Raw genomic sequence first — 12,038 nt, 5'->3', positions numbered from 1 at the left:
CCGGATTCTTAATAGTTAGTTCTAGAAAGTTAAGTTTACACCCAACTGGAAAGATCTGGTTTTTGGATAAATACCGGTATTATCTAAACCAAGGGTGTTAGGCCGTTGGCTTCTGCCATTATCCCGTAAGTCGCCGCGTACTTCTAATTCAGGGTCAATGCCTTTGTATTTTGTAATTACAAATAAGTTATTACCGCCAAAATACACGCGGGCATTTTTAACAATTTTAGCATTAACAGGAACATTGTAACCTAACTGGAAATTATCTAACCGAACAAAGGCGCCACTTTCCAGCCATAAATCAGATAATTGGTTGGCGCTATAGTTCGTTTGGTAGTTAGCAATTTCGGTAAGCTGGTTACTTTCCAGGATACTACCCGGAATGGTTAAGTTAGAACGCAGGTTGTTCATGATTTTGTTACCAAATACCCCGCGCAACTGGAAGTTTAAGTCAAAATTACCATGCTGGAAAGTATTTATAAACGAAGCAGATAAACGAGGTTGGGCTACGCCGGCTTCGTATAACTTGGCTTTAGTATAATCAGTAGTTGGAGTTCCGTCTTGGCCTTCCATTAAAACTTTACCATCGGTGCTAAAGCCTTCAAATTTAGGGATAAAAAACTCTCCCAGTGGATGACCTTCCCGCAGCTGCGAAGCAAACACATCCGATAATCCCCGTCCACCAAACTCATTGTACCGGATAATACCTACGTCAAACATGTCGTTCTGTAAGCTTTCAATGTTGTTTTTGTAAGCAGTACCTACAATCCGGGCATTCCAGGAGAAGTTATCGGTTTTAACAATGTCGGAGCTTAAAGACAACTCAATCCCTTTATTACTCATTTCGCCTACGTTAGCGGTAATGGTATTTACAAAGTACTGTCCGTTAGAAGGTACGTTGTAGTTATACAACATGTCTTTGGTACGCTTGTCGTACACATCCACAGTACCGTTTATCCGTCCGAATAAAGTAAAGTCGATACCGATGTTAGCTTGCTGAATAATTTCCCATTTCAGGTTAGGGTTACTATTTTGCGTAACGGCATAACCCGGTACAAAATCGCCAATGCTACCATCATAATAAGTTCCTTGGCGGCCATACAAGAATAAAGACTGATAAGGAGAAATACCTTCGGAGTTACCGGTTTGTCCCCAGCCAGCCCGCAATTTTAAATAACTAAGCGCTTTGTTGCCTTGCAGGAAGCTTTCGTTAGAAATAGTCCATCCGGCGGCAAAGGAAGGGAAAACCGCCCATTTGTTATTAGCCCCGAACTTAGAGCTACCATCCTGACGCACGGTGGCAGTCAGGTTATATTTGTCTTGTAAATTCACAGTTGCCCGGCCAAAGAAAGATACCAGGGTAGTGCGGTTGCGGTAAGAAGTAGCATAATCCGAACGGCCAGATAATAAAGTACCCCGACCACCTGATAAGTTGTTATAACCAAACTGCTCATATAAACCACTGATATAGTTGTTGTTATTGGCACCAAAACCATCATCCACGTTATCTTGGTAAGAATAACCACCTAAAACATTAAAGTTGTTTACGCCACCTAATGACTTGGTATAAGAACCGGTAATTTCTAATAACTTATTATTGGTTTGATACAAGTTGCGGGAAGTATTACCTTGGTTAGAAGTATAAGCCAATACGTTTCGGTTATAAGCCTGGCTATTTACCGTATTGTCATTTTTTAAGGCCCCGTTTACGCCCACTACAAAACCATCCAGCACTTCGTATTTAATGTTCATAGCGCCAATCATTACCCGTTTAAAATCATTATTCTGGTAATTATTCAGCATCGCCACCGGATTGTAAAGGTCTTGCGTTCCGGGAATTTCGTAGTAAGAACCGTCTGGGTTTTTAACAGGCAAAGTAGGTAAAAACAAGGTAGCCCGGGCAATAATATTATCGTTCCGGTTTTCCTGGTCGGTTTGCGTATAAGATAAGCTATACTGCACATTTAAGCGGTTATTCAGCGCTTTTTGGTCTAAGTTAATTCTACCGGTTAAGCGGTTGAAGCCCGTATTTTTAATTACCCCTTCCCGTTTAATATAGTTAATAGAGCCCCGGTAAGAAAAAGCTTCGCTACCACCCATAATAGACAGGTCATGGTTATTCGTCATACCGGTGCGGCTGATTTGATCAAACCAATCGGTGTTATAACCTTGTCCGCTGGGATCCTTAGGAAAACGTAAGTTATCATTTAAGGAACCCTCGCCTTTAATTTTAGCTACTTGTTCCCGGTAAGCATTCGCATCTAACAAGTCGAGCCGATTAGAGATAATATCAGCGGCTACATAGTTGTTGAAACTAACGCTGGTAGTACCGGCTTTACCTCTTTTAGTAGTAATAATAATTACCCCATTTGCAGCCCGGGAACCATAAATAGCCGATGCGGAGGCATCTTTCAGCACGTCCATGGTTTCAATATCGGTTGGAGAAATACTGTTGATAGGCACGCCAATAATTCCATCTACCACGTAAAGCGGATCGCTACCCCCAGCCAGGGAAGTATAACCTCTTAAACGGATGGTAGGATTCTGGTTAGGGTCGCCGTTAGGTTGCGTAATAACCAAGCCGGCTACTTTCCCTTGAATGGCTTGCAGCGGATTAGGATTTACACCAGAGTTAAATTCCTTAGCTGTAACCTGGGTTACTGATCCGGTTACATCTTTCTTTTGCTGCGTTCCGTAACCCACTACCACTACTTCCTGTAAGGTTTTGGTATCTTCCGCAAGCGTAACATTAATTGCCCCTGGTCCGGTAAACGCTTTTTCCTGAGTAGTATAACCAATAAACGAAATTACCAGAGTACCCGCCGTTTCCGGCACCGATAGAGTAAAGGTACCATCGGCCCCGGTGGCGGCACCTGCAGAAGAACCTTTTAAAACTACGGTAGCACCCGGAATAGGCTCTCCTTTTTCATCGGTAACTTTACCGGTAAGCTCCCAATTAATAACTTTTAGATAAGAGTAGGTAGGATTTAATAGCGTACTGGAATACCCCGGGCTTCCTAGTGCTAATAATAAAAGTAAGCAACTATTCCGTTGCCAACGTTGAGTAACGTTTTTCATAGACAAAAGCTTGTTTTTGTTAAGAGAATATAAATTTTATAAATATACGAAGATGGTTCTTGAGTATATAACTAATTATAACAATAATTTTATTAAATATAATTTATTAAACATAGATTCACATACATTGAATATTTTTTAAAATTATCACCTTTTAACTAAATATTTAATAACAATAAAACTATATCGGATTGCTAGAATAAGAAATTTTATTTTTTAAACTCTCGCTTCGGTAACGTTATCAGTAAATACCAAGTATTGGAATTTGCTGGAATCTGGCAATATACCATTTACTAGTTATTGTACTTTTTACATTTTGCTCCTGCTACAAGTTTAAAATAGATTTTGTTGCTGCTGGAAGTAAAAAATTTTAAAAATTCCGGTTAAAACAATACAGAAAAGTACATAATTAGCTATTTACCATTAACTTGAGAGCTTTCTGGTGAGTATGAGTGCTTCAGGCTTTTTCTTTAAAGCAGATAAATAATAACAGCTCATTAAACCGTTCACAGCATTAACCCTTTTGTTTTCAGAGCTTAAAATAGATTTAAAACATCCTGCGGTTTCATTAATAATTCTAAACTTAACTCCGGCAGGCTTTTACATAAAGGTATATAGCGTTATGCATATAAAAATCCCTCCTGGTAAGTTAGGTTTAACCGCAATACGCATGAACGGATTTAAATACCGGCATTTACTGGTTTTTGCTTGCTTTTACTTATTTCTGGCGCTAGTTACCATACCTGCGTTTGCCCAATTTAAACTAACCGGTACCCTTACGGATGAAGCAACCCAAAAACCTGTAGTGGCGGCTAATATTGTAGTGCAGAATACCAGCAAAGGCGCCATCACTAACGAGCAAGGTAATTTTAGTTTATTGCTACCCGCCGGTAATTATCAAATTACTTTTTCTTCGGTGGGGTACCAGCCGCAAACCCGGCAGGTGCAAATAAGCCAAGACACCCGCCTGGATGTGGCTTTGTTGCAGGATAACAAGCAAATGGATGAATTAACCATTACGGGCAAAGCTGCCGACCAGAATATTAAAAGTATTCAGATGAGTAAAATTCAGCTGGATATGCTGGACATTAAAAAAATACCCGTTGCTCTGGGTGAAAGCGATATTATTAAAGTGCTGATGCTGCAACCCGGCGTAACTACTGTAGGCGAAGGCGCCGGCGGGTTTAACGTGCGCGGCGGGCGCGTAGATCAAAACTTAATATTATTAGAAGGAGCGCCGCTTTTTAATACCTCGCATTTGCTCGGTTTTTTTGCCAGCGTTAGTCCGGAAGCTATTCAGGATGTTTCGTTATATAAAGGAGGCATTCCGGCTCAATACGGCGGGCGACTATCTTCGTTGCTCACTTTAAAAATGCGGCCGGGTAATCCCGAAAAACTTATGCTATCGGGTGGTATTAGCCCCATAAGTACCCGTTTGTTGCTGGAAGGCCCGATTTTAAAAAATAAATTAACTTTTCTGGTGGGCGGGCGCATAGCTTACCCTAACTGGATTATTCGGGCATTTCCGGGGGATACCAAGAAAAACAAAGCTTTTTTTTATGATTTCAATGGTAAACTACAATATAAAGTAAACGACAAAAATTTCACCTCTCTTACTTTATACCGCAGTTTCGATAATTTTAAATTTCCGGAAGATACCCTTTATTCCTGGCAATCAAACGCAGCTTCGTGGCAGTGGAATAGCTTATTATCCGATAAAATAGCTGTTACTATAAATGCAATTCACAGCGAGTACGGCTTTAATACCGAAGGTTTAAAAGCGGATTATGGCTTTAAACTTTCATCTGCTATCCAACACCAGGAAATTAAAGCAGATTTTTCCTACACGCCTAATCCCCGTCATAAACTAGACGCGGGCGCCTCAGTTATTCAGTATCAAATAAGTCCCGGAGAAATAAAACCGGCCAGCTCGGAGTCCAACATTAATCCGCAAAAATTAGAAAAAGAATTTGGGGTAGAACAAGCCGCCTACCTCAGCGAGCAATGGAATTTATTACCAGAAGTTTCGGTGCAAATGGGGCTACGGTATTCCTGGTTTAATAATAAAGGCGCCGGCCAGGTAAATGTTTACGAAGAAAACGTACCCCGTAGCGCTGAAACCATCTCGGACACCTTACATTTTAGAAAAGGACAAAGCATTAAAACCTATGGCGGCTGGGAACCGCGGCTAGCCTTACGCATTGGCATTAACGATAAAACCGCTATTAAACTAAACTACAACCGTACCCGCCAGTACCTGCATTTAATATCTAATACTACGGCCATTTCGCCGGTAGATTTCTGGAAGGTGAGCGACCGGTATGTCCCCCCGCAAATTGCCGACCAGGTAGGAATTGGATTTTTTAAAAATTTAAAAAATAATACCTGGGAAACCAGCATCGAAGGGTTTTACAAGGATATGCAAAGTTTAGTGGAATACAAAAACGGCGCCCGCTTGTTGCTAAACCCTACCATTGAAACCGACTTGTTACCGGGCAAAGGCAAAGCTTACGGCGTAGAACTAAGCGTACATAAAAATACCGGTCGTTTAACCGGCCAGGGGAGTTATACCTTTTCCCGGTCGTTGGTAGCCTTGCAAACGCCTTATGCTATAGAACAAGTAAATAACGGCCACTATTTTCCGGCTACCTTCGACCGGCCGCATAACCTTGCTTTATCCGGGTTATACCTTTTAAGCAAAGGCTGGACGCTGGCTACCAATTTTGTTTATACTACCGGCCGACCAGCTACTTACCCCGATGGAAAATATATTTTAAACGAAGTACCGGTAGTTAATTACTCCCGCCGCAACGCCGACCGAATACCAGATTACCACCGGTTGGATGTTTCTTTTACCAAAGACACCCGCAAAACAAAAAACCAGGAAAAGTATCAGTTATGGGTAGTCTCGTTTTATAACCTGTATGCCCGCAAAAACCCGTATTCTATTTACTTTACCAACGACAGAAGCTTAACTAAATCTTATAAGCTTTCCGTTTTCGGAACCATTATCCCATCGCTCACCTGGAATTTTAATTTTTAAAAAATCGATGTTAAAGTATATAGCTTCTGTTTTGTTTTTGGGCTTAGGCATGCTTACTGCCTGCATCGACGAAGTAAATTTACCTATCCGGAACGAAGAGCAGAAATTAGTAGTAGAAGGCTTGATTACGAACGAAAAACCGCCTTACAGCGTGCGGCTTACCTATACAGGAACGTTTATGGCGGGCCGCATTGCCCCTGCTTCGTTAGCCGTTAGCGGCGCCCTGGTAACTATTTCGGATAATACCGGCGCCTCAGTTACCTTAAAGCCGATTATTCAGCAACCTGGCATTTACCGCACCTCCGATTCTAGTTTTGTGGGCCAGGTAGGAAAATCGTACACGTTAAAAGTAGTTACACCGCAGGGCAAAACATTTATATCCAGCCCCGAGTTGCTCTTACCGGTTCCACCCATCGAAAATTTAACGGCAGTTTTTAAAGAAATACCCGATTACAGTAAACCCAGTGGCTACCAGGTAATGGCCGATACCAAAGACCCCGCCGAAACCGAAAACTATTACCGCTGGACCGCCTACGGTTATAGTCGCCGGGAATCGTTGGGAGCGCCGCGAGCAGGTGGTATTTGCTGCACCAACTGCTGGATTCCGGTTTTTGATAACCGAACCAATATTTACACCGACGACTTCATAAATGGCAATTACATAAAAAACCGCGAAGTGTTTTTTGCCCCTTACTACGCCCGCGGTAAATTATTTGCCGAAGTCAGTCAATATTCGCTTACGCGCGCAGCCTACCAGTTCTGGAAACGTTTTCAGGAGCAGCAAAGCCGCGTGGGCAGTATTTTTGATCCGCTACCGGCGCCCATTGAAGGCAATATGGCCAATGCCGAAAACCCAGCAGAATTGGCATTGGGTTACTTTGGCGCATCCTGCGTTTCGCGTAAACGGCTTACGATTAGCGGCGATACCTTGCAGTTATTTCCGGACTACTACAAAGAATTTATTTCTCCCGGAGATTGCCGTTTGGCTTACCCGGATGCCAGCATTTATCAACCGGAAGGCTGGTAAAAGTACTTTATAAGTAAGAACCTAAAGTCTGCTGGTTTAATAAAATTTTAAAAATTTTGAATTTCGGCTTTATTATTTAACCATCATCATTCTGTTTTACTAAGGCTGCTTTACCTCATAAATCAATGCAAATACCCCGTTCTATAGCCTGGTTTTTCTTATTTGTTTCGAGCTTTATCTCTTGTAAACCAGATAAAGAAGTTACGCCTTCCAATCCGGTTATTAACTTACTGTCGGTGTACTCGCTCGATGCCACCCAAGCCGAAGCCAAAATAGAATTATCCGGAATGAGTACAAACCCAAACGGAGAGTATGGCGTTGTTTGGTCCGAGAATCCCAATCCTACTGTTTCGGCTAATAAAAAAACCTTTGTTGCCCGCCCCGAAAACGGAATATCGGCTTTACAATTTTCGGAATTACCTTTAGGTACCACCCTTTATGTAAAGGCCTACGTTCGTTTAGGCGAAGCTTATTATTACAGCAACGAAGTTAGTTTATTGCACCAGGCGCCGTTTGTCTGGCAGTCGTTAACCGGTATAGAATGGTCGGATAAATCTAATTGGGTGAGTAGCGTAGCCTTGGGCAATGGCATTGTGGTAGTTCGGCCAACAGATGAGTTTATTACCGAAGTATGGTATTATTTTGCCGGCAGCAACATTTGGGCGCAACAAAAAGATCTTATTTTTAAAGCGTCGCGGTTTGAGCCGCTGTTATTTAAGCTAAACAAGTTTGGCGATGAAGCTACTTACTTTGGCGGCGGCTACCAGATCCGGGAAAACATACCCGGGAAATACATCTACCAAAAAGATTTCTGGCAATACGGCTTTTTCTACGGGGGCACCGAAGAAGAATATCCTGATTTTCCTTTTGGGTATTCTACCCTCACCCATTTTACTTTAGATAACCGGACTTATGTAATAGAAAACCGGGCCGAGCGCAACGTATGGATGTTGCTAAACGGAGTGAGTTGGCACAAACAAAATAATTTTCCGGGGCCTTTTCTGGGCAATTTTGTTGGCTTCTCCATTGGAGCTAAAGGCTACATATTAATCGAGGAAGAGTCCTTGGCGGGCAAAACCAAAAGTTTGTACGAATACAACCCCGATACAGATACCTGGCTACAAAAAGCAGACTTTCCGGGCGAAGACCGTGTAAATGGCGTTGCCTTTTCGGTGAAAGGCAAAGGTTATTATGGCTTAGGTCAGGCCAAGAATACGCCGAATGGCTTACGCGATATCTGGCAATACAATCCGGAGGCGGATACCTGGCAAAAATTCACGGATTATCCCGGCCTTGGCAACGTGCAGGTAACCGCCAATACCATCGGGGATAAAGCTTATTTAGGGATTGGACTGCGGGTAAAACCTAGTTTAGCCGGAGCAGAAGAATACCAACCCGCCTCCGATTTCTGGGAATTTAATCCTTAAATTTTAAAATTATGAATTATTGGAAAACTTAAACAGCCACTTGCTTCATTTTGGGGGCTAACACATGCATTACCAACCAGGCCAACAGATACGCGCTGCCGCAAACCAAAAACATAATGTAATAGCCAATCTCGATGGAGCCTAAAGCTTTGTAGTGGTCGAATAACAAGCCGGCCAATTTCGCGATGAGCATGCCGCCTAAGCCGCCAAACATGCCCCCAATGCCCGTAACCGAGCCAATAGCGTTTTTAGGAAACATATCCGAAACCGTCGTAAAAATGTTGGCGCTCCAGGCCTGGTGCGCCGAGGCCGCAAAACCAATAATAAACACAGCCAACCACATGTTAAACGAACCTAGGTACTGCGAAAACAACACCGGCAACGCGCAAAAAGCATAAATGAGCATGGAAGTTTTGCGGGCTTTAAACACCGGCATACCGCCCCGGATAAATTTTAAGGGCAACCAGCCGCCGCCAATGCTGCCCAAAGTAGATAAAGTATAAACCAAGGCTACCGGCATTGCCATGGCTGTACCTTCTACACCATATTCGGCTTTTAAGAAAGCCGGCAGCCAGAACAAATAAAACCACCACACCGGATCGGTTAAAAACTTACCTAAAGCAAAAGCCCATGTTTGCCGGAAACCCAGCAACTTTAACCAGGAAACCGGTTTCCCGGAATTCTCGGTATCGGTGGCGGTATCCACGTCGCTATGAATATAATCGAACTCGGTACGGGATAACTTTGCGTGCCGGGCAGGCACTTCGTAGATAAAAAACCAGGCAACCAGCCAGATAAATCCGATTAAACCAGTTAGAATAAAAGCCCATTGCCAGCCCCATTGCACCGCAATAAAAGGCACCGTTAAAGGCGCAATAATAGCCCCGATGTTGGTACCCGAATTAAAAATACCGGTAGCCAAAGCCCGTTCTTTTTTCGGGAACCACTCGGCCACCGTTTTAATGGCCGCCGGGAAATTACCGGCTTCGGTAATACCCAATGCCGAACGGGCAATCACAAAACCAAAAGTGCTTTTAACTAAGGCGTGGCCTATAGCCGCCACACTCCACAAAGTAATAGATAAAGCGTAACCTAATTTGGTTCCTAGTTTATCAATCAACCGGCCTACCCCCAGCATACCCAAGGCGTACGACAACTGAAAAGCAATTACAATGTTAGAATAATCGGTTTCGGTCCACCGGAACTCGGTTTCCAGGTTAGATTTTAATAAACTAATTACCGCCCGGTCGAGGTAATTAATGGTAGTGGCAAAAAATACGAGCGAACAAATAGTCCAGCGATAAGAACCTACTCCGGTGGCAACAGTTTTAGTTAATGTTTGCATAGGCTATTTGTTTAAGTTACTCGTTTATTTTTTCATTATGCTCTTACTTGCTTCACCAGATCCATGGTGGCTTTCATGTGCGCTTCGATACCGGCGTAATTCTTGTTTTTTAACAAGTCCGAGGGTACTAACTGCGAGCCTAAGCCTACGCAAGTTACGCCTGCCTGAAACCAGGATTTTAAATTTTCGGCTTCGGGCTTAACACCGCCGGTAACCATTACCGTAGACCAAGGCATAGGTGCTAGTAAGCTTTTTACAAAAGCGGGCCCTACTACATCGCCCGGAAATATTTTTACTACTTCGGCGCCTAATTCTTCAGCCCGCGACACTTCGCCCATGGTAGCGCAACCCGGAATCCAACCTACTTTGCGGCGGTTACAGGTAATGGCCACATCGTCTTTTAAAACCGGCGACACAATAAAGCAAGCGCCAAGTTGCATGTATAAAGAAGCAGTTCCGGCATCAAAAACGGTTCCGGCACCCAAGATCATTTCGGGGCAATGCTGGGCTGCAAACTTGTTGAGTTCGCCAAAAATTTCGTGGGCAAAGTCGCCGCGGTTCGTAAATTCAAAAACGCGCACGCCGGCCCGGTACGAAGCCGCCAATACTTGCTGACATACTTCTAAATCTGAATGATAAAACACTGGTACTAAACCGGTTTCCGCCATTTTGGCGTAAGCTTGCAATCGGGTAAAACGAGCCATATTTTTAGTTGACAGTCCTTGGTCGATAGTCGATAGACCATAGTCCACGGATTATTTTTTTAATAATTTTATTTTTAAAAATTTATTATTGAATCAAATAACAGCTATGAAAATTTATATTCTATGTCTGTTTCTCATCGTCTATTGTCTATCGACCGTGGTCTATGGACCATCGTCTATCGACCATGGACTATGGACCAACTTATCTTTTTAAACGGCCGGAGCTATCGCCTTCCATTACGGGCTCCACTTCGGCTACGGTTACTAAGTTGGCATCGCCTTCAATGGTATGTTTTAACGCCGAAGCCGCTACCGCAAAATCCAAAGCTTTTTGGTCGTTTTGGTAAGTAAGCAACCCGTAAATTAAACCGGCCATAAACGCATCGCCGCCGCCAATCCGGTCTATAATGTGGGTGATATCGTGGGTTATGGTTTGCAACAACTCCTGCCCATTCCAGAGCATACCGGATAAGGTATTATGCGAAGCGCTTACCGAGCCCCGTTTGGTATTTACAATTTTTTTAATTTTAGGGTATTGCTGCATAATTTGCCGGCACACCGAAGTAAACTCATCCGCATCGTCTTGGAAAGGAGAAATTTTTAAAATATCGGATGCATCGCCAACGCTCGACACGATAATATCGCAGCCGGCTACTAATTCGGGCATTACTTCGTGGGCTTTTTTGCCGTATTGCCACAAATTTTTACGGTAATTAATATCTGCCGATACGGTTATACCTAACTTATTAGCTACTTTAATTGCTTCCAGGCAGCTTTGGGCGGCTCCTTCCGAGATAGCGGGCGTAATACCGGTCCAGTGAAACCATTGGGCATTGGCCAGTATTTCTTCCCAGTTTAGCATACCGGGTTCCAGTTGAGCAAAAGCCGAATCGGCGCGGTCGTAAACTACTTTGCTGGGCCGGGCTACGGCCCCGGTTTCCAGAAAATACAGGCCTAAGCGGTCGCCGCCGTAAACAATATGTTCGGTAGCTACCTGGTGTTGCCGCAGCAAAGCCGTAGCGGCGTGGCCTAAATCATTATCCGGGAAACGGGTTACGTGCCCGGCCGGAATACCAAAATAAGCCAGTGATACGGCCACGTTGGCTTCGCCGCCGCCATAAGTTACATTAAAACTGCTTGCCTGCGAAAAACGGGCAAAACCCGGCGTAGAAAGCCGCATCATAATCTCGCCAAAAGTAATAACCTGACGCACAGAGTTTGTTTTTGAATTCAACTTTATCGGGTAATTTATAGTAAATAATAGAGCTTTTATGCTTTTATATGCATTTTTTTAACGGCAACCTTTCCGGTAACGCTATCGGCCACTTTCCATTTCAATCAGTTTGCTTTGTTTTTCTCAACTGAATGGTTCCGGAAATCAAAAAAATTAAAAATTTAGCTTGTAACCGGTTCA

Annotated in this window: 7 protein-coding genes; 3 read left to right on the top strand and 4 right to left on the bottom strand. The window is 43.4% G+C overall.

The window, feature by feature from the left end; all coding sequences use genetic code 11:
* Positions 1 to 21: 21 nt before the first annotated feature.
* On the bottom strand, positions 22 to 3,078 hold the full coding sequence (locus HUW51_RS10030; RefSeq protein WP_185273888.1) for a SusC/RagA family TonB-linked outer membrane protein: 3,057 nt from the start codon (positions 3,076 to 3,078) through the stop codon (positions 22 to 24).
* A gap of 670 nt (positions 3,079 to 3,748) precedes the next feature.
* Here HUW51_RS10030 and HUW51_RS10025 point away from each other — a divergent pair.
* The 3 genes from HUW51_RS10025 to HUW51_RS10015 all read left to right on the top strand — a co-directional run bounded on the left by HUW51_RS10025 (position 3,749) and on the right by HUW51_RS10015 (position 8,575).
* Positions 3,749 to 6,121 carry a TonB-dependent receptor gene (locus HUW51_RS10025; RefSeq protein ID WP_185273886.1) on the top strand — a complete coding sequence of 791 codons (2,373 nt, stop codon included), beginning with the start codon at positions 3,749 to 3,751 and terminating at the stop codon, positions 6,119 to 6,121.
* A gap of 7 nt (positions 6,122 to 6,128) precedes the next feature.
* Positions 6,129 to 7,148: a DUF4249 domain-containing protein gene (locus HUW51_RS10020; RefSeq protein WP_185273884.1), complete on the top strand. Its 1,020-nt coding sequence runs from the start codon at positions 6,129 to 6,131 to the stop codon at positions 7,146 to 7,148.
* A 125-nt stretch (positions 7,149 to 7,273) separates the two neighbouring features.
* The gene (locus HUW51_RS10015; RefSeq protein ID WP_185273882.1) at positions 7,274 to 8,575 is read left to right on the top strand and encodes a Kelch repeat-containing protein; all 1,302 of its coding nucleotides are present in this window, start codon (positions 7,274 to 7,276) and stop codon (positions 8,573 to 8,575) included.
* Positions 8,576 to 8,603: 28 nt separating this feature from the next.
* Here the strand turns inward: HUW51_RS10015 and HUW51_RS10010 are convergent, their stop codons facing one another.
* The 3 genes from HUW51_RS10010 to HUW51_RS10000 all read right to left on the bottom strand — a co-directional run bounded on the left by HUW51_RS10010 (position 8,604) and on the right by HUW51_RS10000 (position 11,837).
* Positions 8,604 to 9,920: an MFS transporter gene (locus HUW51_RS10010; protein WP_185273880.1), complete on the bottom strand. Its 1,317-nt coding sequence runs from the start codon at positions 9,918 to 9,920 to the stop codon at positions 8,604 to 8,606.
* Between the two features lie 35 nt (positions 9,921 to 9,955).
* Positions 9,956 to 10,672, bottom strand: a complete 717-nt coding sequence (locus HUW51_RS10005) for a bifunctional 4-hydroxy-2-oxoglutarate aldolase/2-dehydro-3-deoxy-phosphogluconate aldolase (RefSeq protein WP_228466988.1) — start codon at positions 10,670 to 10,672, stop codon at positions 9,956 to 9,958.
* A 154-nt stretch (positions 10,673 to 10,826) separates the two neighbouring features.
* The gene (locus HUW51_RS10000; RefSeq protein WP_185273878.1) at positions 10,827 to 11,837 is read right to left on the bottom strand and encodes a sugar kinase; all 1,011 of its coding nucleotides are present in this window, start codon (positions 11,835 to 11,837) and stop codon (positions 10,827 to 10,829) included.
* Between the last annotated feature and the right edge of the window lie 201 nt (positions 11,838 to 12,038).

The organism is Adhaeribacter swui (genome assembly GCF_014217805.1).
GTDB classification, from domain to species: Bacteria; Bacteroidota; Bacteroidia; order Cytophagales; family Hymenobacteraceae; genus Adhaeribacter; species Adhaeribacter swui.
Note: the sequence above shows the minus strand (reverse complement) of the source record. Positions and strands in the feature narration are given on the sequence as shown.

Coding starts and splice junctions, on each gene's coding strand:
- HUW51_RS10025 (WP_185273886.1), top strand. CDS start 3,749: ATGAACGGATTTAAATACCGGCATTTACTGGTTTTTGCTTGCTTTTAC.
- HUW51_RS10010 (WP_185273880.1), bottom strand. CDS start 9,920: ATGCAAACATTAACTAAAACTGTTGCCACCGGAGTAGGTTCTTATCGC.
- HUW51_RS10030 (WP_185273888.1), bottom strand. CDS start 3,078: ATGAAAAACGTTACTCAACGTTGGCAACGGAATAGTTGCTTACTTTTA.
- HUW51_RS10020 (WP_185273884.1), top strand. CDS start 6,129: ATGTTAAAGTATATAGCTTCTGTTTTGTTTTTGGGCTTAGGCATGCTT.
- HUW51_RS10015 (WP_185273882.1), top strand. CDS start 7,274: ATGCAAATACCCCGTTCTATAGCCTGGTTTTTCTTATTTGTTTCGAGC.